Consider the following 26,295-nt stretch of genomic DNA (forward strand, 5'->3'; position numbering starts at 1 on the left):
GGTTATAAAATGAGTCTATCTATTAAATACAGTCATTAAGCACGAGGGCTCATCTGGGCTAATTTGCTCAGTTCGCTCATAGCCAAACTTGCGCCGCCTAGGGACCAGCCACCATCAACAGGTAAGATGGTGCCTGTGATATAGCTCGCCATGGGTGATGCCAAAAATAACGCGGCATTAGCAATGTCTTGGCATTGACCATTGCGTTGCAGTGGCACGCTTTGAGCCACCCGTTGCTGTAATGCCTCACTCGGCGCTAAACGATTAAAGCCTTCGGTGTCGGCAATGGGGCCTGGTACTATCGAATTAACGCGGATCCCTTCACTCCCCCACTCTAATGCCAAACTTTTGGTTAACATATCGACGCCAGCTTTGGCAGCGCTGACATGTGCCTGCATTGGCATGGCAATATAAGCCTGAGGCGCTGAGATCTGAATGATGCTGCTACCCGGTCTTTTCAGCAACGGATAAGCCTGTTTTAACACCTGAAAACTGCCCAGTAAATCAATGTCCATCACAGATTTAAAGCCGTTTTCGCTCAATTGAGCTGCCAAGGCGGGGAAATTACCCGCAGCGCCACTAACTAAAATATCGATATGCTGATATTGAGTGGCAATAACGGCAAAGCCTGCCTTTACCCGCTCAAGATCGCGCACATCGAAACTGACACCGAGCATGTTTGCATTTGGGTTAATGCTTTGCAGTTGGTTAACGGCCGCATCGACTTTATCTTGGCTACGGCTCGCCACTGCCACATTAGCACCAGCATGGGCAAATGCCTTGGCAATGCCTAAATTAATGCCACTGGTGCCACCGACAACGACGACATGTTTACCTGAGTAATCGAATATTGCTTGGTTATCTTGCATGGTATTTCAATCCCTCCAATCATCTGTTGCCGTTTAAGTTAGGCGCGCTGCCCTTAGCCTGTCAAGTATCTGCCAGCACTAAGTTAATGAAGCGTGAATAGCACTGAGCGCCGCTAGCGGATCGGCCGCTTTGGTAATTGGACGACCTATGACTAGGTAGTCTGAGCCTGCAGCAATGGCTTGTGGCGGTGTCATGATGCGATGTTGATCGCCTTTGTCGGCACCTAAAGGGCGAATGCCTGGGGTGACCAACTTAAACTCAGGTCCAAATTCAGCCTTTAACATGCTAGCCTCTTGCGCCGAACACACAATGCCGTGTAAACCCGCTTGTTGAGTCAAGGCGGCAAGTCGTTTTACATGCTCGGCGGCGGGTACATTGATCCCCAATAACTTAAGATCGTCATCGCTCATCGAGGTCAATACGGTCACGGCAATTAACAATGGCGCTTTATCACCGTAAGGCAACAGCGCTTGCTGAGCCGCTTGCATCATGGCTAAACCACCACTGGCGTGGACGTTAGTCATCCATACGCCAAGCTCCGCCGCTGCGGTAACCGCTTTGGCAACGGTATTGGGGATATCATGAAATTTTAAATCGAGAAAAAGGTCGAAATCACGACGGTGGATCTCTTTGACCAAATCGGGCCCAAATAGGGTAAACATCTCTTTTCCTACTTTGAGACGGCACAACTTGGGGTCTAATTGATCGATTAGCTGCAAAGCTTCGGTTTTATTATCGTAATCTAGCGCCACTATAATGGGTTTACTGCTCATCTTGTTCTCCTGATGCTTTGCATGTAGTACGTATTATTCGCCGTCGAGTCCGCGGATCCGCTTGATAGTGCCCCAATGTTTACACGAAGGACAATGCCAGTAGAGTGTGTGTGACGGGAAACCACACTCAACACAGCGGTAACTAGGACGGAATTTAATTTGTTGTTCGACCAATTCGGCTAGCATATTGAGGCTTTTCTTTGCCTGGCCATCTTCAGCATGTTGCAGTTGCATCTTCATCAGATGCTGGAAACTTTTCATGGTGGGGTGACGATATAAGCCATCGAGTACCAGTTTTTCGGCATCTTGAATTTCACCTTGAGCTATCATCTGCTGTGCCAGCGTAATAGCGACACTGGCGCCAGCACCCTGCTCTAATGCTTCTCGCAACAGTTCTCGGTAAGCAGGTTGATCTTGTTTGGCCTGGTATGCTTCTTTCGCGATGGCCAGTGCTTCAGGAAACAGCTCAATATCGACCTCTTTTAGCCGATTGAGTATCTCTTTGCACCGACTAACATCTTGTTGATCAAGATATATTTTTGCCATATTTAACAAGGCGCGACCACAAGTACTGTCTTGCTTTAATGCCTGACTCAGCATTTTTAATTTGAGTTCACTGTCTTGTTGTTCATCAGCCAACTCACAATAAAGGTGTGCCGATAGATGCTTCAGCGTTTGCTGGCGTTTACGTTTGAGCGTTTTGATGATATCGATGGCTTTTTGCCAGTCTTTGGTCACTTGATAAATAGCCACCAACTGATCTTCAGCTTCTTCGCTGTGATCATCTTGTCGCACTAGGGCTAAAAATATCTCTTCTGCTCGGTCGTAAAAACCCGCGGCGAGATAATCTTTGCCCAGTTCCATCATGGCAATATCACGCTGTTCGGTGGTCAAGCTTGGCCTAGCAATCAGATTTTGATGAATGCGAATTGAGCGATCGACTTCGCCACGTTTACGAAATAATGACCCCAGAGACAGATGGGTGTCTATGGTGTCATCGTCAACATCGAGCATGGAGATGAAGAGATCAACCGCTTTATCTGATTCATTTGAAAGAAGAAAGTTAAGACCGGTAAAATAATCTCGGCTAAGCTGTTTACGCTTACTACTCTGTTTGTGTCGTATGCTACGACGCCCCATATACCATCCGTAACCGGCGGCAATAGGCAATAACAGAAACAGGATCTCTAACATATTAAGCGTTCAATTCTTTGGATTTTACTTGGTCTTCAACCGCCGCCACCTCATGGGCTGATGTGGGTAATTTGGCTTGTAGTTGGGCTATTTTTTTATTGGCTTGACGTAATAGTAACTTCATTTTAGCGATATGGTACACGGCAAAAATCCAACTGACGAGAAAGCCAACGAAAAAAACCACGCCTAACACCACGGGGAGGCGATATTCACCTTGGGCGACGAAGTAACTAATGGTGACCAACTGTTCATTTCGTGCACCAAATAATAAAGCAAGCACGAAAAACAAAGCTACAAGGATGGTTGCAATAAATGACTTCACGTTACACTCCATAAACGCGTAATGGTGAATTGATTATCTAAGAATTTGAGCTAACTAGCCAGCTATACCTATGATTTAGACATAAAAAAGCCTCCGAAAGGAGGCTTTTAAAACAATGTCATTTACGAGTTGATCGCATCAACGCGCTCACGCAGTTCCTTACCAGGCTTAAAGTGCGGCACATATTTGCCTTCCAATTCGACTGAAGTTCCAGTTTTTGGATTACGGCCGGTACGTGGAGCACGATAATGAAGCGAGAAGCTACCAAAGCCACGGATCTCAATACGATCACCGCTTTCTAATGTTGTTGCCATCTGCTCCAACATCTCTTTGATTGCATTTTCAACTTCTTTTGCCGACAGCTGCGACTGTCTAGTGGCAAGTTTTTCGATTAGTTCGGATTTAGTCATCCTGTACCCTCTTTAATCAAGCCAAACACAGTCACCTAACGGGGATGAAACATCCCCGAACTTCAGGCGATTTACTTGCGAGCTGCTTTGAACGCTTCAGCCATGGCACTGCTCATAGCAACGTCATCTTGCTTGTTCAGGTTAGCCATCGCTTCCTTCTCATCAGCTTCATCTTTCGCTTTGATAGATAGGCTGATAGTACGGTTCTTGCGATCAACGCCCATGAACTTAGCTTCAACAGCATCACCTACTGAGTATACAGTAGACGCGTCTTCGATACGCTCACGTGAGATATCAGCAACACGTAGATAACCTTCTACAGTGTCAGCCAGCTCAATGGTAACGCCTTTCGCGTCAACAGCAACAACAGTACCGTTTACGATAGCACCTTTCTTCTTATCTGCAAGATAAGCGTTGAATGGATCGTCTTCAGTTTGCTTAACGCCTAAGCTGATACGCTCACGTTCTGGGTCAACTGACAGTACAACTGCGTTGATTTCGTCGCCTTTCTTGTAATCAGATACAGCTTCTTCGCCAGTACCGTTCCAAGAAATGTCAGACAAGTGAACTAGACCGTCGATGCCGCCGTCAAGACCGATGAAGATACCGAAGTCAGTGATTGACTTGATCTTACCAGTAACTTTGTCACCTTTCTGGAAGCGCTCTGCAAAATCATCCCATGGGTTAACTTTACATTGCTTAAGACCTAGAGAAATACGACGACGCTCTTCATCGATGTCTAGTACTAGAACTTCAACTTCATCACCTAGGTTAACAACCTTAGATGGGTGGATGTTCTTGTTAGTCCAATCCATTTCAGAAACGTGTACTAGACCTTCAACACCTTCTTCGATTTCAACGAAACAACCGTAGTCAGTTAGGTTAGTTACGCGACCAGTTAACTTAGTGTTTTCTGGGTAGCGCTTGCTGATTTCTAACCATGGATCTTCGCCAAGTTGCTTAAGACCTAGTGAAACACGGGTGCGCTCACGATCGTACTTAAGTACTTTAACGTTGATTTCGTCACCAACGTTGACGATTTCAGATGGGTGCTTAACACGCTTCCACGCCATATCAGTGATATGTAGTAGACCGTCAACGCCACCTAAGTCTACGAATGCACCGTAGTCAGTAAGGTTCTTAACGATACCTTTAACCGCTTGACCTTCTTGTAGGTTCTCAAGAAGAGCATCACGTTCTGCACTGCTTTCAGATTCGATAACAGCACGACGAGAAACAACAACGTTGTTACGCTTCTGGTCTAGCTTGATAACTTTGAATTCTAGTTCTTTGTTTTCTAGGTGAGCAGTATCGCGAACAGGGCGAACGTCAACTAGAGAACCTGGTAGGAATGCACGGATACCGTTTAATTCAACAGTGAAACCGCCTTTAACCTTACCATTGATGATACCGATTACAGTTTCAGCATCTTCGTACGCTTTTTCTAGAACGATCCAAGCTTCGTGACGCTTAGCTTTCTCACGAGAAAGTTGAGTCTCACCGAAACCATCTTCAACAGAGTCTAGGGCTACGTCAACTTCGTCGCCAACTGCGATTTCAAGAACGCCTTGTGCGTTTTTGAACTGTTCAGCTGGGATTGGGCTTTCAGACTTCAGACCAGCGTCAACAAGTACCATACCGTTCTGGATTGATACTACAGTACCACGAACGATAGATCCTGGACGGAACTCAAGTGTTTCAAGGGATTGTTCAAATAGATCAGCAAAAGATTCAGTCATGTTTAATTTACTTTAAGTAATAAACCACAGCCCATCCTAGACGTGGAGTCAGATTAATCATTTGTCGCATCCATGAGACAAATAGCATAACGCGCGTCTTTACAGACCCACGTCGGGTAATTTTTGTTTGATGTGTGCTAGAGCAAGCTCGACCACTTCATCAATACCCCTTGTTGTCGTGTCGATAACAAGGGCATCCTCCGCTGGGATCAAAGGAGCAACAGGGCGATTCATATCGCGCTCATCACGCTCAATGACCTCAGCTAAAAGACGCTCGATATTAACATCGAAGCCTTTGTCCTGCAACTGATTATAGCGCCGCTGCGCCCTTTCCTGCGCCGACGCAGTTAAATAAAGTTTAGCGGGTGTTGAGGGGAATACCACTGTGCCCATATCACGGCCATCGGCGATTAAACCAGGCGCTTCTGCAAAGGCGCGTTGGCGGCGCAACAAGGCTTCTCTAACACTCGGAAATGCTGCTACTTTTGATGCAGCATTAGAACATTCTTGGCTGCGAATATCGTGAGAAACATCCTCTCCTTCGAGCACCACTTTAATGCCGTTATGATTAGATGTTATAAATTGAACATCCAGATGTGCGGCGAGTAACGCTAAAGATGCTTCATTGTCTAATTCGACATTATGGTGAATAGCCGCCAGGGCTAATACACGATATATGGCGCCGCTATCGAGCAGCTTCCAACCTAACCGAGTAGCAAGTAATTGACTAATAGTGCCTTTACCCGCACCGCTTGGGCCGTCAATAGTGACGATAGGAGCCCGTTGTGACATATGTTTCTCCAAATTTAATCTGTCTTCCCTAACGATCATGAAAGCCATTCACGAAAAAAGAGCGCGCGCATTATAAACCAAAACCTGCAACAAAGCGGCAAAAAGTTAGCATTAATCGGAGGATGATCAGCTTAAGTTCAGAAAAAGGAAGCCATAAACTAGCGGCTTCCTTACACAAACACAGATTAAACTGCTAGTGCAGCAAACGTTTCAAAGTAATTAGGGAAGGTTTTCGAAGTGCAATCGGGATCATTAATAGTGATACCACAATCGGCAAAGGCTAACATTGAAAAACACATCGCCATACGATGGTCATTGTACGTATCTATTTGCGCAGTGTGAGGCTGAGCGGGAGGCGTCACGGTAATATAGTCGTGGCCTTCGTCGACCTCGGCGCCTACTTTACGTAACTCGGTTGCCATGGCAGCTAAACGGTCGGTTTCTTTAATGCGCCAATTATAGATATTACGAATCGTGGTCGGCCCTTTAGCAAATAAGGCCGTCGTTGCTATTGTCATCGCCGCATCGGGAATATGGTTCATGTCCAGGTCGACGCCAGTTAATGGCGCGGCGCGGGCAATAATATAATCATCGCCCCACTCTATCTGTGCGCCCATTTTCGCCAGTACATCAGCAAACTGAATATCGCCTTGAATGCTATTACGCCCAACACCAGTGACCTTAACTTCGCCGCCTTTTATCGCTCCGGCCGCCAAAAAGTAAGACGCAGACGAAGCATCCCCTTCGACTAAGACTGTTCCTGGCGATACATATTGCTGCCCAGCAACAATCTCAAAGCACTGGTAGTTATGGTTTATCACCTGAACACCAAACTGAGCCATCAAAGCGATGGTGATATCGATATAGGGCTTGGAGACGAGTTCACCCTTAATTTGAATATTAACGGCCTCTTTTGCTAATGGCGCCACCATTAATAAGGCCGTTAAAAACTGGCTAGAGAGATCGCCTGCAATGGTGACATCACCGCCATTTAAGCCGGTTGCATTAATCGTCAGAGGGGGGAAACCGTCGTTTTTAAGGTACTCAATATCAGCGCCAAGCACCCGAAGTGCATCGACTAAGTCACCGATAGGGCGCTCTTCCATACGGGGCTCACCCGTTAAGGTAAATTGCCCTGTCCCTAAGGTAAGCGCCGCACATAATGGTCGCATTGCGGTACCCGCATTACCTAAGAATAAGCACTGAGGTTGCGATGCATGGAGCGCACCGCCAAGCCCTTCGAGTTCACAGACGGTTTTGTCATCTGAAAGCCGATAGTTAACACCTAATTGTTCAAGTGAAGCCAACATATGACCAATATCATCAGAATCGAGTAGATTGGTCAGTGTGGTCGTTCCTTTGGCTAAGGTTGCTAATAATAATGCACGATTAGAAATGCTCTTAGAGCCAGGGATGTTAATCGTACCTTGCACTTTGCTTATGGGCTCGAGTCGTAGTTGCTTCATTAATCACTCTTTTATCATTGCACGACCTATTTATCGGCCTGCGGGTTATCATTAACGTTATTACCATCACGACAAAATGGCGATCTGTTCAAAAGACTTTGAACCTCGTAGTTATAAAATTACTGATTGACGCGCAGTATTCAACCCTTTTTTACTATTTTTACCCATTATTGCGTCGTTTTATTACTAAGCGGTTAAAAATAGGGTTTGTAGCCTGTGGTGATCCCTTAATGACTTAGGGTAAATTGCTCTGGCATGAATTATTGCCAACTGAACAATGAAATCATTTCATCATGTTGACTGTTACTTAGAATAGGGTTTAGTTTATTCTTAATCACTTCACCGCATTCGCCGCTTACGGCCCAAAACAACAATAAAGGTTATCGAATATGTTTGAAAATTTGAGCCCTATGCCAGCAGATCCTATTCTAGGATTGATGGCTCAATACCGACAAGACCCTCATCCGCACAAAGTCGATTTAGGCGTTGGCGTTTATAAAGATGCTGTCGGTAATACACCCATTCTTGCTTGTGTAAAGCGGGCCGAACAACTGCGTATCGATACCGAACGGACCAAGGTATATATTGGCCCAACAGGCTCACCCGAGTTTAATCAATTAATTGCCGAATTAGCTTTCGGCAAAGATCATCAAGCCTTGCAAGAGGGCCGCATCCGAACGGTGTCGACTCCAGGAGGCACTGGCTCGCTGCGTGTCGCCGCAGATTTTATTAAACGCCTTAACCCCAATACCACCGTATGGGTTAGCGACCCGACATGGGCTAACCATATAGGGCTATTTGAAGCCGCTGGGTTAAGGGTCAAAACCTATCCCTATTATGATCACGCCAACAAAACCCTTAAGTTCGATGAGATGCTCCAGGCGTTGGCACAGATTGGCAAAGACGATGTAGTGTTACTGCATGCCTGCTGTCACAACCCAAGCGGCATGGATTTGACCAATGCGCAGTGGAACAAGGTCGTTGACCTCACAGTGCAACAAGGGTTCACCCCGCTCATCGATATGGCTTACCAAGGCTTTGGCGATGGTGTTGACGAAGATGCCTACGGAGTTCGGCAAATGGCAACTCACGTCGACGACATGATTTTATGTAGCTCTTGTTCAAAAAACTTTGGTCTCTATCGTGAGCGTATTGGTGCCTGTTCAATTGTGGCAGCATCGAGTCAGGCTGCCGAGGTGACATTATCGGTATTGTTATATGTAGTGCGTTGTCTTTACTCCATGCCCCCGGCCCATGGCGCCGCGATAGTAGAGAGTATCTTAGGCAACACAGAACTAAAACAACAGTGGCTCGATGAACTGAAAGTGATGCGGGATCGGATCAATGGTAACCGCGCCATGTTGGTTAATAAACTGCTAGAAAAAGGCGTTAGCCGTGATTTTAGTTTTATTGCCCAGCAAAAAGGGATGTTTTCTTTCTTAAGCATCACACCTGAGCAAGTCGCGCGATTGCAACGCGATCATAGTATTTACATGGTGGATTCTAGCCGTATCAGTATTGCGGGAATTGCTGAAGGAAATGTCGACTACTTAGCTGAATCAATTGCCAAAGTGCTATAAAACAAAAAAAGTTCCTAGGATCTTTATCCTAGGAACTCATTTAATATAAATCACTTATAATAGCTAGCTGCGACTAATGTTGCTCAGCAAAATCCCGCATAAATCTGACTAACGCTTCAACCCCTTCAATGGGCATGGCGTTATAGATACTGGCACGCATACCACCGACACTGCGGTGACCCTTTAATGCTACTAAACCCGCCGCTTTCGCCTGAGTAATAAATTGCTCGTTGAGCGATTCATCTTTTAAGTAAAAGGTCACATTCATTTGCGAGCGATTGGCTTTAGCTACGCGGCTTTCATAAAAGTCATTGCTATCGATAAACTGATATAGCGCTTGGGCTTTTTGCGTATTGAGTTTCGCCATCTCGGCAATCCCCCCTTTACCCTTAAGCCATTTAAACACTTCAGCAGCCAAGTACCAGGCAAAAGTCGGCGGCGTGTTGTACATAGAATCATGCTTAACGGCTAAGCGGTAATCCATGATTGAAGCTTGCGGCAGTTGCGGCAGAGCCAATAGCTCATCTTTTACGATAACAATACTCAGTCCTGAAGGACCTATGTTTTTCTGCGCACCCGCGTAAATTACCCCAAAACGACTTACATCGATGTCACGCGACATAATGTTCGATGACATGTCAGCGACAATCGGCCATGGCGAATCTAATTCATCAAAAATTTCGATACCATCGACAGTCTCGTTAGGACAGTAATGTAGGTAACGATAATCTTGATCAATACTGCTAAGATTTGGAACGACAACACTGCTGATATTATTACTTTTTTCGACAATATCAAGCACGTCAATATTCTGCTCACCTACCAGTTTAATCGCTTCTTCTGCCGCGGCTAAAGACCAACTACCATCGACTAAATAGAGTGCCCTGCCATTGTTGCCTAAAAAATTATTCACCACAGCAGCAAACTGGCCTCGACCGCCGCCATGCATAAACAAAACATGGTAGTTATCGGGGATAACCATTAGCTCACGCAGATCTGCCTCGGCTTGCTCTGCCAGCGCAATAAACTCTTTACTGCGATGACTGACTTCCATCACCGACACACCTTGGCCATTCCAATCTAATAACTCCGCTTGTGCCTGTTGCATAACGGGGGCGGGCAACATTGCAGGGCCTGCACAGAAATTATATGTCGCGCTCACTTCTCTTCTCCTTTGACCTTTGATGTGTCATTGCGTGGGTACAAATGGTTATATTTAATTATGGGTAATACGTTTCGGGGACTACATTTCAAGTACTATATTTTAAGGTTTCACGTACTCAGGGTTTGGCTTGCACAAACAAAACGAGCGTCCCAAAGGACGCCCGTTAATTTACCTAGCTGTTACTCAGCGGGCTCTGTATCGGGTGCATCACCCGACGCCCCCTCAACAGGCGCTTCATGGGCCTCGACTAAGATAGGATTACCCTCTTCGTCTAGTTCAACCTCATCTTGGATCTCATCGATACGCTGCAGACCGACCACTTTCTCATCTTCTGCGGTGCGAATGATAGTCACACCTTGAGTGTTACGACCAATGCTCGATACGCCGGTAGCTGGTGTACGAACCAAGGTGCCCTTGTTACTGATCAGCATGATTTCATCATTTTCGCCAACTTGAACTGCACCGACAACGGCACCGTTTCGTTCGCTCACCTTGATAGAAACCACCCCTTTAGTGCCACGACTCTTAGCCGGGTACTCAGACAAGGCTGTACGTTTACCATAACCATTTTCGGTCACGGTGAGGATATCACCATCACCTTTTGGCACGATAAGTGAAACCACACTGTGGCCTTCTTCTAGCTTAATACCGCGTACACCGGTTGCCGTACGGCCCATGGCACGCAGGGCTATAATTTCTTCGCCAGTTTCAGGATCGATCTTCACTTCACCCGTCTCAGAGTTACGGGCTTTTTCATTGAATCGAACTACTTTACCTTCGTTAGAGAACAACATGATATCGTCATTACCATCGGTAATATCGACACCAATAAGCTGATCGCCATCTTTCAGGTTAACGGCAATGATACCGTTAGCACGAGGGTTGCTATAAGCCGTCAATGCGGTTTTCTTCACCGTGCCGTGCGAGGTCGCCATGATAATAAACTTATCTTCAGCGTACTCACGTACTGGTAAGATTGCCGTGATATGTTCACCATCAGACAGTGGCAACAAGTTAACAATTGGTCGTCCACGGGCGGTACGACTGGCTAGCGGTAGTTGATACACCTTCAGCCAGTACATCTTACCAAAGTCAGAGAAGCATAAGATGGTGTCGTGGGTATTGGCGACCAATAATTTTTCGACGAAATCTTCATCTTTAACCTTAGTCGCTGCTTTACCTTTACCACCACGACGCTGAGCTTGGTAGTCAGACAGAGGTTGGTATTTAGCATAACCAAGATGAGACAGGGTCACGACCACGTCTTCTTCGTTGATCAGATCTTCAAGGCTCATGTCAATTTCGTTGGCATTAATGATGGTGCGTCGTGCATCACCGTACTGCTCTAAAATCTCTTCAAGCTCTTCTTTGATCACTTCCATCAGACGCTCAGGGCTGCTCAAAATAAGCAATAGTCCAGCGATGAAGATCAGTAGTTCTTCATATTCTGATAGAATTTTCTCATGTTCTAGACCGGTTAAGCGATGTAAGCGCAGTTCTAGAATCGCCTGAGCTTGTTGCTCAGTCAGGTAATATTTGCCGTCGCGAATACCAAACTCTGGCTCTAGCCATTCTGGACGTGCGGCATCATCACCCGCCTTCTCGAGCATGCTTTGTACATGACCCAGTTCCCAGCCCTGTGCCACCAGTTGTACTTTGGCTTCCGCTGGGGTTGGCGAGGCTTTGATAAGCGCAATAATAGGATCGATGTTTGCCAGAGCAATGGCGAGTGCTTCCAAGATATGAGCACGTTCGCGAGCTTTACGCAGTTCAAACACGGTGCGGCGAGTCACCACTTCACGGCGGTGTAAAATAAAGCACTCGAGCATCTCTTTGAGGTTAAACAGCTTAGGCTGACCGTCGGTCAACGCCACCATGTTTATACCAAAAGAGCACTGCATCTGAGTTTGGGCATAAAGGTTATTAAGGACAACCTCACCCACTTCGCCACGCTTGATCTCGATAACGATACGCATACCGTCTTTATCTGACTCATCGCGCAGGCCGCTAATGCCTTCAATCTTCTTATCTTTAACCAGCTCGGCAATCTTTTCGATTAAGCGAGCCTTGTTCACTTGATAAGGGATCTCATGAACGATAATGCGTTCACGGCCATTGTCTTCAGTTTCGACTTCTGCTTTAGCGCGCATGACGGCGCGGCCTCGGCCAGTATTGTAAGCATCAATGATGCCTTTACGACCGTTAATAGTGGCGGCCGTTGGAAAATCAGGCCCTGGAATATATTCCATTAGCTGTTCAATCGATAAGCTTGGCTCTTCGATTAACGCTAAACACCCTTTTACCACTTCGGTTAAGTTGTGCGGTGGAATATTGGTCGCCATACCAACAGCAATACCCGAGGAACCATTGATTAACAGGTTAGGTACGCGCGTTGGTAATACGGCCGGAATGAATTCGGTGCCATCGTAGTTAGGTACAAAATCGACGGTTTCTTTGTCTAAGTCAGCCAGTAAAGAGTGAGCTAACTTCTCCATACGAATTTCGGTATAACGCATTGCTGCTGCAGAGTCACCGTCGACCGAACCAAAGTTACCTTGGCCATCAACTAGGGTGTAACGTAGCGAGAATGGCTGCGCCATACGAACGATAGTGTCATAAACCGCGGTATCACCATGTGGGTGATATTTACCGATAACGTCACCGACAACACGTGCCGATTTTTTATAGGGTTTATTCCAATCATTCTTGAGTTCGTTCATCGCAAATAACACGCGGCGGTGAACAGGTTTGAGTCCGTCTCTTACATCAGGTAGAGCACGGCCAACGATAACGCTCATGGCGTAATCTAAATATGAATTCTTTAATTCGTCTTCAATATTAATTGGTGTTATAGATGAAGCCAGATCAGTCATAAACTGCTCGATCCCTTGAAATTTAGCCGACACCCTACTGTATGAAAATAAAACAGTGTTGTATCAAGCCTGAAAACGTGATTTGGCATTCTAACACAGATAATTATTGTCGCTAGACCCTATTGATATTTCCCAGCAAATATATGATTAAACCGATAAACATTGACTCAAATCAAACCCAGTATGCTTTGACAGCAAAGTCAACACCGAGCTTACGCAACCTGATTGATAATCCTTTGTTTATTAATTGCTATCGGTATAATAGCACCACAATAAAATCTCGATGAGAGGTCCAAGAGTGTCTAACCATAGCAATGTTGATCCACAGGAAATCGCTAAATTTGAAAAAATGGCAGAAACCTGGTGGGATCCAGAAGGCGAGTTTAAGCCTATTCACAAACTCAACCCGCTACGACTGAACTTCATCGACCAAACGGTCGGCGGCCTGTTTGGCAAACGTGTATTAGATGTCGGCTGCGGCGGCGGGATCTTATCTGAAAGCATGGCCCGTATTGGCGCTAAAGTGGATGGGTTAGACATGGGGACTGAGCCATTAGATGTCGCTCGCTTGCATGCACTTGAGACCGGGGTTGAGATCAATTACATTCAAGATACCGCCGAAGCTCACCGCGATTACCACCTTGCTGCATATGATGTGGTTACTTGCATGGAGATGCTGGAGCATGTGCCCGATCCTGCATCAGTCATTCAAGCCTGCAGCGACATGGTCAAACCTGGCGGCTATGTGTTTTTCTCGACTATTAACCGTAATATCCGTGCTTACATAGAGACAGTACTGGGCGCAGAATATCTGCTTAAGATGTTACCCGTGGGCACCCATGATCATAATAAGTACATCAAACCTGCTGAGCTTATCGCGATGGCAGATAATGCCGAGCTTATCTGCAGCGACGCTACTGGGATCACTTACAATCCGTTAAGCGGTATGTTTCGTTATACCAAGAGTCTCGATGTCAATTATATGATAGCGACAGTCAAAAATGACGATGCCTAACAGTACGATCCTCGGGGTGCTGTTTGATTTAGACGGCACCTTGGCTGATACCGCACCCGATCTGGTTGCGGCGCTGAATCTGGCTCTGCACGATTTCGATTACCCCAGTGTTGCACTTGAAGATGTACGTGACGCCGCATCCAATGGCAGTTTAGCCCTAGTTACTGCGGCGCAGCCGACACTCGATGCTGCGCAAAAAGTCCAACTGCAGCAGGCGCTGCTGGCGCACTATCAACGCATTAATGGCGACAATGCTAGGTTGTTTGATGGCATGACTGAAGTACTGCACTATTTAATGGAGAATGGCATTGCCTTTGGTGTGGTCACGAATAAGGCAGCACGATTTACCCGCCCTTTATTAACTAAACTGTGTTTAGGGCAACAGCCCCTTATCGAGTGTATACGCAGCGTTATCAGCGGCGACTCTACCACCCAAGGTAAACCCGCTGCAGCGCCGATGCTGTTAGCTGCGCAGCAGCTGGGCTGTGATGCTGGTAACATCATCTATATCGGTGATGCACGGCGCGATCTTGAAGCGGCGCAAAATAGCCACATGCATGGGGGGATCGCCATGTGGGGCTATATCGCTAAAGATGACAAGCCAGCTGATTGGCCACATCAAATATGCTTTGATAAGCCATACGCAATTATCGACTATCTTGCTCAAGCCTCTGTCAGCCATAATACGTAAACGAAACCACTGATAACCAGCAAATCGCACTATAGCGATTTGCTGGTGTTGGTTTTAAAAACACGCTGCTTTGACGATTTTTTATAAAATGTTGCTTTGAAATGTCGTTTTATGATTTCCAGTGTTTTACATCGAAGCACCTTGATGGATATTTACAGTGATTTGCTCGCCATCTCACAACCCATTTGCCAATCATCGATCGTCGCGATCGATGATAAAACTAGCGTTCTATTAGATTAAATTTAGCAGCACAAAACTTACTCAAAATCAGCAAGCATTATTGAAAACAAGCCTTAAAGGTTAGCCGTTACTAACCCTTAATGTTACCCCCAAGATATCCACAACTTGTCCCCTAAAATGCCGCTTGCAAAATGCCACCAACCTCACTATCTTGTATCCTATTATTTATATAACACCATATATTGTGTGTGAGTGACGATCGAAGCCACTAAAACCTAAGTTGTATTTTGGTAGTTTTTGTTAACTTTTCGATTGTTTTGACAGGGAAACGTTGAGTGTATTTTCCAGCTCATATGACCACAATATTTAATCAAGGCTTATCTTTAATGAACAGCACTATGCAAGTCACTAAACGCAGTGGCGAACGTGAAACTATCGATCTCGATAAGATCCACCGAGTGATCACTTGGGCGGCAAATGGACTGAAAAATGTCTCTGTCTCTGAAGTGGAATTACGTTCTCACCTTCAGTTTTATGATGGAATTCCAACTGAAGCAATTCATGAAACCATTATTAAGGCTGCCGCAGATTTAATCTCGCCAGAATCACCTGATTATCAGTTTCTCTCTGCCCGTTTAGCTATCTTCCATTTGCGTAAGAAAGCCTTTGGTCAATTTGAACCGCCTAAGCTATATGATCATGTCATTAAGCTGGTGGAGATGGGCAAATACGATAGCCACATCCTAAGTGACTACACTCGCGAAGAGTTAGATTTGCTTGATGAGCATATCGATCACTGGCGCGACATGAACTTCTCTTACGCAGCCGTTAAACAGCTCGAAGGCAAGTACTTAGTGCAAAACCGGGTTAGTCATGAGATTTATGAGAGCGCCCAGTTCTTATATATCCTGGTTGCGGCATGTTTGTTTGCCAAATACCCAAGAGAGACGCGTCTAGATTATGTAAAAAACTTCTATGATGCGACTTCAACCTTTAAGATCTCGCTACCCACCCCCATCATGGCGGGTGTGCGTACCCCTACGCGTCAGTTCAGTTCGTGCGTACTGATTGAATGTGGCGATAGCTTAGACTCAATCAATGCTACCGCGTCGGCCATTGTAAAGTACGTATCACAACGTGCCGGTATTGGTATTAATGCTGGTCGCATTCGTGCGCTAGGTAGCCCAATTCGTGGCGGCGAAGCTTTCCACACCGGTTGCTTACCTTTTTATAAGTATTTCCAAACCGCGGTTAAGTCGTGCTCACAAGGCGGCGTTCGTGGCGGCGCAGCGACCCTCTTCTACCCTATGTGGCATTTAGAAGTTGAATCACTGCTGGTATTGAAAAACAACCGTGGTGTTGACGATAACCGTATTCGTCATTTGGATTATGGTGTTCAGATCAACAAGTTGATGTATCAGCGCTTGATCCAAGGTGGCATGATAAGCCTATTCAGCCCATCTGACGTACCTGGTATGTATGATGCGTTTTTTGAAGACCAAGCCGAGTTTGAACGTCTTTATCTGCAATATGAAGCGGATGACAACATTCGTAAGAAGCAAATTAAAGCCGTTGAGCTATTTGCATTAATGATGCAAGAGCGCGCTTCTACTGGTCGTATCTATATTCAAAACGTCGATCACTGTAATACTCACAGCCCATTCGACTCTAAAGTAGCACCAGTGCGTCAATCTAACTTGTGTTTAGAAATCGCTCTGCCAACCAAACCACTGAACAATGTAGACGATCCTAACGGTGAAATCGCGCTGTGTACCTTATCAGCCCTTAACTTAGGTGCAATTAAGAATCTTGAAGAGCTAGAGCCATTAGCTGATCTGGCTGTACGTGCGTTAGATAATCTACTCGATTATCAAGATTACCCTATAACCTCGGCTCATAAAGCATCGATGAACCGTCGTACCTTAGGGATAGGCGTGATTAACTTCGCCAACTACTTGGCTAAGGAAGGGGTACGTTACTCCGATGGCTCAGCCAACGGCATTACCCACAGAACCTTTGAAGCTATCCAATATTATCTATTGAAAGCTTCGGTAAACTTGGCGAAAGAACAAGGCGCTTGCCCTTTGTTCCATGAGACTAATTATGCCAAAGGCATTTTACCCATAGACACCTATAAGCGTGACTTGGATAAAATTTGTGACGAACCATTGCACCTTGATTGGGAAACACTGCGTGAAGAGATAGTGACTCATGGCCTGCGTAACTCTACGCTGTCGGCCCTGATGCCATCAGAGACCTCATCACAGATCTCAAATGCGACCAATGGCATTGAACCTCCACGCGGATTAATCAGCGTGAAAGCCAGTAAAGATGGTCAGCTTAAGCAAGTGGTGCCTGACTTTGAAAAGTATCAGCATAGCTATGAGTTATTATGGCAAATGCCGAACAACGATGGTTATTTGCAATTAGTGGGGTTAATGCAGAAGTTTGTCGACCAATCGATTTCAGCCAATACTAACTATGACCCAAGTCGTTTCCCTGGGTCAAAAGTCCCTATGCAAGTGTTGCTAAAAGATCTATTGACCGCTTACAAATACGGTGTGAAGACACTTTACTATCACAACACTCGTGATGGCGCCTCAGATAGTCATGACGATATCACCGCCATTGAAAAAGAAGATGATAGTTGCGCTGGCGGCGCGTGTAAGATCTAATCACTTGATGTTTATCATCAGTATTTCACGTTAATATATGGGGGCTTAGCCCCCATTGTCGGAAGATAGAAACATGGCCTATTCTACATTTTGTCAAACCGCTAATAATGCCTCATTGGAACCCATGTTTTTGGGACAATCGGTTAACGTAGCGCGTTATGATATTCAAAAATATGAAGTTTTTGAAAAGCTAATCGAAAAGCAATTATCGTTTTTCTGGCGACCAGAAGAAGTTGATGTCAGCAAAGACAAAATCGACTATGCAGCACTACCCGATCATGAAAAGCATATTTTCATTTCAAACTTAAAGTATCAGACTCTGCTTGACTCGATTCAAGGCCGCTCACCTAACGTGGCATTTTTACCCTTGGTATCATTACCCGAGTTAGAAACCTGGATTGAAACTTGGTCGTTTTCTGAAACCATTCATTCACGCTCATACACTCACATTATCCGTAACATTGTTAACGACCCATCGGTAGTATTTGACGATATCGTCGCCAATGAAGAGATCCTCAAACGTGCTAGCGATATTGCCGAGTACTACGATAAGCTAATTGTCCTTAGCCAAGCCTTCCACTTGTTTGGTGAAGGTACGCACGAGGTTGACGGTAAACACGTCGTGGTCACCCAGCGTGAGATCAAAAAAGCACTGTATCTGTGTATGGTGTCGGTTAACGTATTGGAAGCGATTCGTTTTTACGTCAGTTTTGCCTGCTCTTTTGCCTTTGCTGAACGTAAAGTTATGGAAGGTAACGCTAAAATTATTCGATTGATCGCCCGTGATGAAGCTTTGCACCTAAATGGTACCCAGCATATCCTTAAGATTATGCAAGCGGGTAAAGACGATCCAGAGATGGGGGACATTGCCAAAGAGTGTGAGCAAATAGCCACAGATATTTTTATCAAAGCGGCAGAGCAAGAAAAAGAGTGGGCAAAATACCTATTCAAAGATGGCTCAATGATCGGTCTTAACGAACAGATCTTATGCCAATACGTTGAGTACATCACTAACGAGCGTATGAAATCGGTTAACTTAGTCAGTCCGTACGCAGATCAGAGCAACCCGCTGCCTTGGATGAAGAACTGGCTAGAGAGTGATTCAGTACAGGTCGCACCGCAAGAGGTAGAAGTATCATCTTACCTTGTGGGCCAAATTGACTCTTCAGTCGATGAAAGTCAGTTTGCCGATTTTGATCTGTGATGATATGGCTCTGTGATTGAGTGGCTAATAGTCCTGCATGGATAAATCGATGCATCCTATTTTTAGTCACAATAACGTGAGCAATCATAGCTCAATAAATAGATGTTAGATAATTAACAGCATGACGTTTAAGCAAGCGACCTTTAAAAAAGCGCCCATTGTCAGCCTACAAGGCCAGCCAGTGCTACTCTATACAGAGCAGCACGTTAGCCTGCTACAGGCACTAGAACAGAAAAACGTTAAGGTATTTTCAGAATGCCGAAACGGCTTTTGTGGTGCCTGTAAAACCAAACTCAATCATGGCTCGGTGATATACCATACTGAGCCTTTAGTTGAACTGGAGGCCGATGAATGTCTGCCTTGTTGCTGCCATCCCGATGGCGACGTGGACTTAGCCTTATCTACTCAAGGTGTTAATGTAGTTGTCACACGAGCGTCAATCTCGACAAAAAGCACTGCCACATCGACCAATAATATCCAGTCAACTAAAATGTCGACCCAGCAAGTTTAGACACTGTTATTGCGCAGGAAGCGGGCAACGATTTCTACCAGTTGCGATCGTTCTACATAGGCTCAACATTAAGACTATCGCAAATTGTTAACAGCATTGCTGGCTCAACAGTGTCGAGCCGTTGGTTTAATAAAAAGGCTAACCTCATCGGTTAGCCTTTTTATTATGTTGACAGTGACGAAACCATAATTTGGCTCACTTTATTATCTAGGCAGGGTTATGGATTTAACGTCAGGATTGGAGTTAAAAGAAATACGGTACTCAAAAATTCCAGTGTCGGAATTATGAACTTCCATAGAGTTAACAAAACCCGATTTATGAGTCGGTGAACTATCCCCACGAATAAACTCAATAAAAAACTTATCTAATTCATCTTTAGATTCCGAAGAAAAGTAACCAAAGCATATATCATTATTACACGCGACATCATAATCGCTAAGAAGTGGATTGACATCTGACTTGTTTATATAGTCGCTAATACGGTTTTCATACTCAACAGTATCAGACTCTTTATTTGTATAATTAGGCAGTTCTTTAACAATCTCTCTATATACAGGAGATGTCATTATTGCTGCTAGAGTAACGCCATCAACAACATTATCACTCACGATCGATTGATAAAGTTTTTCACCAATGTCGCTAACTTTTATCTGCTTATCTCCTATTTTATAACTTTGCCTATCAGTTTCAGAAATCTGATTATTTGATTTACCTTCATAACTGTTAGATAAAGCATTGCCGACATCACTCACAAAATCAAGGTTTTCACTTTCTTTAACTTCATTACTTTCTGATACGGATGAATCATTGCTTGAACTATAAAAATAGACAAACACAATAGACATTATGGCTAAAATAAGTAGTGATGATAGTACTTTTTTATTTGCAATCATGATTTACCAACTCTTAAGTGGTTATTGAATTCTAGTGTGTTCTACCATAATGATCTAGGATTGTGCCTAAGCAACTATTTTTCACATATTGGAATAGGATTAATTACGTAAGCAAAGTCGCCGCTCGATAAGGAAATCGCGAATATATAGTCACATTTATTTATAATCATTATTTCCCTATAAAATTATAAACAGAACATATTTAAATATAGCCCACAGTATTGCAACCATGCTAGCAACTGGCCAGATTCACGTCAACAAACTGTTAACACTCTGAGTTGTAGGTTTTTCCATAATGTAGATAATAACATTATCCACTCTAATTGAGATGTAGGAAGGGAGTGAAGAAGCTATATTGGTTGGTTTATCAATAATTGTATTAGGCGTTTACGGCCAATTCTAGATTGGTACCCCATCAGTCTCTACATCGACAAACGACACTGCTACAATAAAGTCGTTTTTGCATCAGTAATGTCGTAGCAACACCACGTTATTCGCTTATTATGCTGAGATCTGATTATAAGATGGGATAACCCAAGTGTTATCCCATACTCAGTTAATTACAAGCTGATAGCCAGCTCTGCCCCCTGACGGATCGCGCGTTTAGCATCCAGCTCTGCCGCAACATCGACGCCGCCTATCAGGTGCACGGGTAATCCCGTTGCTTTCATCTCATCGACCAAAGTACGGTTCGACTCTTGGCCAGCGCACAAGATAACATTATCGACGTCAAGCACGCGTGAGTCATCACCCACCTTGATATGTAAACCTTGTTCATCGAAGCGTTCATAGTTAACTCCAGTTAACATTTGCACTTGATGGTGTTTTAACACAGAGCGATGGATCCAGCCGGTGGTTTTACCCAGCCCTTTACCCATTTTACTGGTTTTACGCTGCAGTAAATAAATCTGCCGCTCAGGCGCCGATAGCTCTGGCTCAGTGAGCCCGCCAGGCTCAGCATACGTCTTATCAATGCCCCACTGTTTAAACCACTTGTCCGGTTGCAGTGTACTCGACTCACGTTCACCAAGATAATGCGCCATATCAAAGCCAATACCGCCCGCACCAATCAAGGCTACCCGCTCACCAACGCTAATTTCACCGCTAAGCACCTGCTGATAGGTCACCACCTTAGGGTTATCAAAACCAGGAAGTTCTAGGCGGCGCGGCACGACGCCTGCCGCAATCACAACCTTATCAAAGGCTTCATCACGTACCACAGAAGCATCGAGACGAGTGTTGAGTCTAAGCTCAACATGATGGCGTTTCATCTGCTCAGTAAAGTAGCGAATGGTTTCATTAAACTCTTCTTTACCTGGGATCTTACGCGCTAAATTAAACTGACCTCCCACCTCACTTTTCGCCTCAAATACCACGACTTGATGACCACGCATAGCCGCATAGATTGAAAATGCCATGCCGGCAGGGCCAGCGCCCATCACGGCAATGCGCTTTTTGGTCGCAGCTGGAGTAAAGTTAAGCTCAGTTTCATAGCAGGCTCTTGGGTTAACCAGACAGGTCGCACGCTTAAGGGCAAAGGTATGATCCAGACAAGCCTGATTACAACCAATACAGGTATTAATCAGCTCGCTTTCACCCGCAGCGGCTTTGTTAACAAACTCGGCATCGGCAAGAAAGGGGCGCGCCATCGACACCATATCGGCCTGCCCTGAGGCAATGATCTGCTCACCTATCTCAGGCGTGTTAATGCGGTTGGTGGCAATTAACGGTACTGTTACTTGCTGCTTGAGTCGCTCCGTCACCCAAGCAAAGGCGCCGCGCGGAACACTGGTAGCAATGGTTGGTACCCTAGCTTCATGCCAGCCAATACCTGTGTTGATAATCGACACCCCAACCTGCTCAAGGGATTTGGCTAAACTGACCACGTCATCCCAGCTCGAACCATTATCCACCAGGTCCAACATAGATAGACGGAAAATAATAATAAAGTCAGCGCCAACCTTAGCACGTATCGCCTTGACGATTTCGATGGGAAAGCGAACGCGATTGTCAAATGTACCGCCCCATTCATCCTCACGCTTATTGGTACGCGAACAGATAAATTGGTTAATCAGATACCCTTCCGAACCCATGACTTCGACGCCATCATAACCGGCTTTTTTAGCCAAGGCCGCCGATGTCGCGTAATCTTTTATCGTGTTTTTCACCTGTCGAGATGACATGGCCGAGGGGGTAAATGGAGTGATAGGCGATTTGATTTTGCTTGGTGCCAGTGAAAACGGGTGGTACCCATAACGCCCGGCATGTAAAATTTGCATACAAATTTTACCGTCAGCCTCATGAACCGCATCGGTCACTATTTTATGTTTAGCCACTTGCCACGGAAAACTTAATTGACAGGCATGTGGGGCTAAGCGGCCGCGCAAATTGGGGGCTATTCCGCCAGTTACAATTAGCCCTACGCCACCTTTAGCACGCTCTTGATAAAATGCTGCCAGTTTCTCAAAACCGCCCTTTTCTTCTTCAAGCCCGGTATGCATGGATCCCATGAGTACACGGTTCTTGAGTTGAGTGAATCCAAGATCTAAGGGTTCTAATAAATGTGGAAACGACATTCAAACATCCTTTTTAAACAAGTGATTTAAACTAGCATACCCGTTGTTTGTTTTAAGCTCAATACACAATCAAAGGGCTATGAAAAGATTCATTTACAATTGTGTTTCACCCCAAAGAGGATTTTCAGTTAGCATAGGGAAATCTAGCTAATATAGGAGTGGATGATGTCCGCTAAACCCTCAGTTTTTAAAAGGATCTTAATCGGTTTGTGGAAAGGCCTTAATGGTACTCGCAAGCTAATACTTAATCTGTTCTTTTTCGGTTTCCTCGCGCTCATTGTGGTTGCCATGAGCAGTGACGAGCTGCCTACCGTTGAAGATGGCTCTGCGTTAGTGCTCAATTTATCCGGCACTGTGGTAGAACAGTTACGTCAAGTTGATCCCATAGAAGCAGTGATGAAAAGCAATCAAGGCGCCGATGTCGATGGTGAGATTTTACTGGCCGATCTGTTACGCACCATAGATAACGCCGCCAGCGATAATCGTATCGCCGCAATTGTACTCGATATTGGTGAACTCAGAGGCACGGGGATCAGTAAGCTGCAAAGTATCGGTGAGGCGTTAGAACGCTTTAAAGCGTCAGACAAACCGATCATTGCCATGGGCAACTGGTATGGCCAAAATCAATATTTTTTAGCCTCTTTCGCCGACACCATCTATCTAAATCCACAAGGTGGAGTTGAAATTGATGGCCTAAGTCGTTATCGCCAATATTATAAATCGGCGTTAGACAAACTTAAAATTAAGGCGCATGTGTTTCGGGTTGGCACCTTTAAATCTGCGGTTGAACCCTTCGTACGCGATGATATGTCAGCCGCAGCCAAAGAAGCTAACAGCGCCTTACTTAACGATATTTGGACCAGTTACGAGCAAACGGTTGCCCGTAATCGTGGTCTTGAGCAAAGTGATTTAGTGCTCACATCTGAGCAGTACCTTGCCGAGCTAGATAAAGCTAAGGGCCGCTCGGCAGAAATGGCCGTGAATATGGGCTGGGTCGATAAACTGGTCTCGGCCGAGGCCTTTCGTTTAGCCATGATAGATAACGTGGGTAAAGCCAAAGAAGGTCATCAATATAAGCAAATAAATTATTACGATTACCGCACGCTTGTAAAAGAGTTACCACCTCTGATGATACAAGACACTGTTGGCATCATTGTGGCCAAAGGCAATATTCTTAATGGTAGTCAACCTGCTGGCCAAATTGGCGGTGAAAGCACCTCAGCCCTGCTGCGTAAGGCGCGCTTTGATGACAAAGTCAAAGCGGTTGTGCTACGTGTCGATAGTCCTGGTGGTAGCGCGTTTGCCTCTGAGCAGATCCGCCAAGAAGTGCTCGCACTGAAAACCGCTGGTAAGCCGGTGGTTGTCAGTATGGGCAGTTATGCGGCTTCTGGTGGTTACTGGATCTCGGCCAGCGCCGATTATATCTTTGCCACGCCAACGACCCTAACAGGCTCTATTGGTATCTTTGGTATGGTTGCCACATTTGAAGATTCACTGGCTTCCCTTGGCGTTTACACCGATGGAGTGTCAACCTCAGACAGAGCTGCATTCTCTGTCGCTAAAGGCATTAGCCCTGAGTTAAAGCAGATCATTCAACGCCAAATTGAGCGCGGCTATTATGACTTTATTTCACTGGTCGCCACTGAGCGCGATATGGAATTGGCCGAGGTCGACAGCATCGCCCAAGGTCGTGTTTGGTCTGGTAAAAAAGCCCTCGATTTGGGATTAGTGGATGCGCTCGGCGATCTCGAGCAAGCCGTAACCAAAGCGTCTGAGCTGGCTAAACTGGATAAGTTTGACACTCGCGTGATTGAGCAAGAGCTCACACCTCAAGAACTATTTATTCAGGAAATGTTCGCCAGCGTTGGCGCCTATTTACCTGAATCGGCATCAAACAGCCAGTTAGCAGATAGAATCATCGGTCAATGGAGCAAATTTGCTCAAGAGTTTAGTGCCTTTGACGACCCAAATGGCGTGTATCTCTACTGCGATACCTGTAATTTTTAACCTCACAGATCTTGACCATTAACGACAAGTGTTAATCAAAAAGCCCTCGCATTTTCGCTGGGGCTTTTTTATTCCTCCTCACCATTAATCATGCCCATAAGACACGGCAATAGGTCATATTGCCGTCTCCATGTGTTCAGCTGTGGGTATGTTAGCGCCTGCAGATTTTTGGTAACGCCACACTCAGACAGAGAATCACCAAAGTAGAGGCGGATTATGGGCAATTGCTAAGCGCTTACCTGCTATAACCTTTTTTATTAATGCCAACCCCAGTATAATCGCGCCACCCTTGCGATTAACCAGCCACCATTATTATGACAAAACGCTCAATCTACGTTGCCTACACAGGCGGTACCATCGGCATGCAAAAAACCGATAACGGCTTCGCGCCAGTGCCTGGATTTTTAACCGATTGTGTTAACGATATGCCGGAGTTTTTCCATGCAGAGATGCCCAGCTTTGTCATTCATGAATACCAGCCGTTAATCGACTCATCCAACATGGCGCCCAACGATTGGCAGATGATCGCCAACGATATCAAGGCTAACTACGACAAATACGACGGTTTCGTGATTTTGCATGGCACAGATACCATGGCCTTTACTGCCTCGGCGCTCTCTTTTATGTTGCAGGGGCTCACCAAGCCCGTGATTGTCACCGGCTCGCAAATTCCATTGGCGCAGCTGCGCTCCGATGGGCAAACTAATTTGCTTAATGCCTTGTATATCGCGGCAAACTACCCGGTGGCCGAAGTGTGTTTGTTCTTCAATAATAAGCTGTTTAGAGGCAATCGAACCACTAAGGCCCATGCTGACGGTTTTGACGCTTTCGCCTCGCCTAACTTTCCGCTGTTAATTGAAGCCGGGATTAAAATTCGTCTGCGCGCAGGCAAGATCAGCCAATCACAAGCCAATACCCTTAAAGTGAACAATATCAGCCCGCAGCCGATTGGCGTGGTCACCTTGTATCCAGGTATCACCACTGCCATTATCGACAATATTTTACAGCAACCGGTTAAAGCGTTAATTTTATTAACTTATGGCGTGGGTAATGCACCGCAAAATCCTGAGTTGCTCGACTGCTTACGCCGCGCGAACGAACGCGGAGTGATCTTAGTTAATTTAACCCAATGCATGCAGGGAAAGGTGAACATGGGTGGCTATGCCACTGGTAATGCGTTGGCACAAGCGGGGGTGATCAGTGGCTTTGATATGACCACCGAAGCGGCGTTAACCAAACTGCACTATTTACTGTCTACCGATTATAGTACGGCGCAAATTCGCGAAATGATGCAGCGGGATCTGTTTGGGGAGTTAACCGAAGATTAAAAAAATGCCCCTAATTATGGTTAGGGGCATT

20 protein-coding genes are annotated in these 26,295 nt (G+C 45.5%); 8 read left to right on the forward strand and 12 right to left on the reverse strand.

The window, feature by feature from the left end; translation table 11 throughout:
• Positions 1-35: 35 nt before the first annotated feature.
• From AC5YBX_RS09200 to aroA, 8 genes are all read right to left on the reverse strand, one after another.
• Positions 36-869 carry an SDR family oxidoreductase gene (locus tag AC5YBX_RS09200; protein WP_494519090.1) on the reverse strand — a complete coding sequence of 278 codons (834 nt, stop codon included), beginning with the start codon at positions 867-869 and terminating at the stop codon, positions 36-38.
• 78 nt (positions 870-947) lie between these two features.
• Positions 948-1,643 (reverse strand): orotidine-5'-phosphate decarboxylase, encoded by a 696-nt coding sequence (gene pyrF, locus AC5YBX_RS09205; protein WP_494523554.1) that lies wholly within the window; start codon positions 1,641-1,643, stop codon positions 948-950.
• 33 nt (positions 1,644-1,676) lie between these two features.
• Positions 1,677-2,837 (reverse strand): lipopolysaccharide assembly protein LapB, encoded by a 1,161-nt coding sequence (gene lapB / locus AC5YBX_RS09210; RefSeq protein ID WP_494523555.1) that lies wholly within the window; start codon positions 2,835-2,837, stop codon positions 1,677-1,679.
• A 1-nt stretch (position 2,838) separates the two neighbouring features.
• Positions 2,839-3,159 carry a lipopolysaccharide assembly protein LapA domain-containing protein gene (locus tag AC5YBX_RS09215; RefSeq protein ID WP_494519087.1) on the reverse strand — a complete coding sequence of 107 codons (321 nt, stop codon included), beginning with the start codon at positions 3,157-3,159 and terminating at the stop codon, positions 2,839-2,841.
• Positions 3,160-3,281: 122 nt separating this feature from the next.
• Positions 3,282-3,569, reverse strand: a complete 288-nt coding sequence (gene ihfB / locus AC5YBX_RS09220; protein WP_494519086.1) for an integration host factor subunit beta — start codon at positions 3,567-3,569, stop codon at positions 3,282-3,284.
• 71 nt (positions 3,570-3,640) lie between these two features.
• Positions 3,641-5,308, reverse strand: a complete 1,668-nt coding sequence (gene rpsA, locus AC5YBX_RS09225) for a 30S ribosomal protein S1 (RefSeq protein WP_110457652.1) — start codon at positions 5,306-5,308, stop codon at positions 3,641-3,643.
• A gap of 99 nt (positions 5,309-5,407) precedes the next feature.
• Entirely contained in the window at positions 5,408-6,100 is a 693-nt protein-coding gene (gene cmk, locus AC5YBX_RS09230) for a (d)CMP kinase (RefSeq protein WP_494519085.1), read from the reverse strand.
• A 185-nt stretch (positions 6,101-6,285) separates the two neighbouring features.
• Positions 6,286-7,566, reverse strand: coding sequence for a 3-phosphoshikimate 1-carboxyvinyltransferase (gene aroA, locus AC5YBX_RS09235; protein WP_494523556.1), 1,281 nt, complete (start codon positions 7,564-7,566; stop codon positions 6,286-6,288).
• A gap of 389 nt (positions 7,567-7,955) precedes the next feature.
• Between aroA and AC5YBX_RS09240 the strand changes: the two genes are divergently transcribed.
• Positions 7,956-9,146: an amino acid aminotransferase gene (locus tag AC5YBX_RS09240; protein WP_494523557.1), complete on the forward strand. Its 1,191-nt coding sequence runs from the start codon at positions 7,956-7,958 to the stop codon at positions 9,144-9,146.
• A gap of 73 nt (positions 9,147-9,219) precedes the next feature.
• On the opposite strand, the gene serC is transcribed toward AC5YBX_RS09240, so the two are convergent.
• Both serC and gyrA read right to left on the reverse strand, forming a co-directional pair.
• Entirely contained in the window at positions 9,220-10,308 is a 1,089-nt protein-coding gene (gene serC / locus AC5YBX_RS09245) for a 3-phosphoserine/phosphohydroxythreonine transaminase (RefSeq protein WP_494519082.1), read from the reverse strand.
• A gap of 182 nt (positions 10,309-10,490) precedes the next feature.
• The gene (gene gyrA, locus AC5YBX_RS09250) at positions 10,491-13,184 is read right to left on the reverse strand and encodes a DNA gyrase subunit A (protein WP_494519081.1); all 2,694 of its coding nucleotides are present in this window, start codon (positions 13,182-13,184) and stop codon (positions 10,491-10,493) included.
• 298 nt (positions 13,185-13,482) lie between these two features.
• On the opposite strand from gyrA, the gene ubiG reads away from it, so the two are divergent.
• The 5 genes from ubiG to yfaE all read left to right on the forward strand — a co-directional run bounded on the left by ubiG (position 13,483) and on the right by yfaE (position 19,460).
• On the forward strand, positions 13,483-14,199 hold the full coding sequence (gene ubiG / locus AC5YBX_RS09255) for a bifunctional 2-polyprenyl-6-hydroxyphenol methylase/3-demethylubiquinol 3-O-methyltransferase UbiG (RefSeq protein WP_494519080.1): 717 nt from the start codon (positions 13,483-13,485) through the stop codon (positions 14,197-14,199).
• Positions 14,192-14,890 (forward strand): HAD family hydrolase, encoded by a 699-nt coding sequence (locus AC5YBX_RS09260; RefSeq protein ID WP_494521621.1) that lies wholly within the window; start codon positions 14,192-14,194, stop codon positions 14,888-14,890. The genes ubiG and AC5YBX_RS09260 overlap by 8 nt, the downstream gene beginning before the upstream one ends.
• A gap of 566 nt (positions 14,891-15,456) precedes the next feature.
• A complete protein-coding gene (gene nrdA, locus AC5YBX_RS09265) occupies positions 15,457-17,745 on the forward strand; it encodes a class 1a ribonucleoside-diphosphate reductase subunit alpha (protein WP_494519079.1) in 2,289 nt (762 codons plus the stop codon).
• 73 nt (positions 17,746-17,818) lie between these two features.
• Positions 17,819-18,949 carry a class Ia ribonucleoside-diphosphate reductase subunit beta gene (nrdB, locus tag AC5YBX_RS09270; protein ID WP_494519078.1) on the forward strand — a complete coding sequence of 377 codons (1,131 nt, stop codon included), beginning with the start codon at positions 17,819-17,821 and terminating at the stop codon, positions 18,947-18,949.
• A 121-nt stretch (positions 18,950-19,070) separates the two neighbouring features.
• Positions 19,071-19,460 carry a class I ribonucleotide reductase maintenance protein YfaE gene (gene yfaE / locus AC5YBX_RS09275; RefSeq protein ID WP_494519077.1) on the forward strand — a complete coding sequence of 130 codons (390 nt, stop codon included), beginning with the start codon at positions 19,071-19,073 and terminating at the stop codon, positions 19,458-19,460.
• A 203-nt stretch (positions 19,461-19,663) separates the two neighbouring features.
• Here yfaE and AC5YBX_RS09280 read toward each other — a convergent pair whose 3' ends face one another.
• Together AC5YBX_RS09280 and AC5YBX_RS09285 are read right to left on the reverse strand one after the other, a co-directional pair.
• Positions 19,664-20,353 carry a hypothetical protein gene (locus tag AC5YBX_RS09280; protein ID WP_494519075.1) on the reverse strand — a complete coding sequence of 230 codons (690 nt, stop codon included), beginning with the start codon at positions 20,351-20,353 and terminating at the stop codon, positions 19,664-19,666.
• A gap of 560 nt (positions 20,354-20,913) precedes the next feature.
• Positions 20,914-22,929, reverse strand: coding sequence for an oxidoreductase (locus tag AC5YBX_RS09285; protein WP_494519074.1), 2,016 nt, complete (start codon positions 22,927-22,929; stop codon positions 20,914-20,916).
• Between the two features lie 165 nt (positions 22,930-23,094).
• Here AC5YBX_RS09285 and sppA point away from each other — a divergent pair, with 165 nt between their 5' ends.
• Complete coding sequence (sppA, locus tag AC5YBX_RS09290) at positions 23,095-24,936, forward strand: signal peptide peptidase SppA (RefSeq protein WP_494519073.1); 1,842 nt, start codon at positions 23,095-23,097, stop codon at positions 24,934-24,936.
• 314 nt (positions 24,937-25,250) lie between these two features.
• The gene (ansA, locus tag AC5YBX_RS09295) at positions 25,251-26,264 is read left to right on the forward strand and encodes an asparaginase (RefSeq protein WP_475514018.1); all 1,014 of its coding nucleotides are present in this window, start codon (positions 25,251-25,253) and stop codon (positions 26,262-26,264) included.
• The last annotated feature ends 31 nt before the right edge of the window (positions 26,265-26,295 follow it).

This window comes from Shewanella sp. 492, assembly GCF_059338445.1.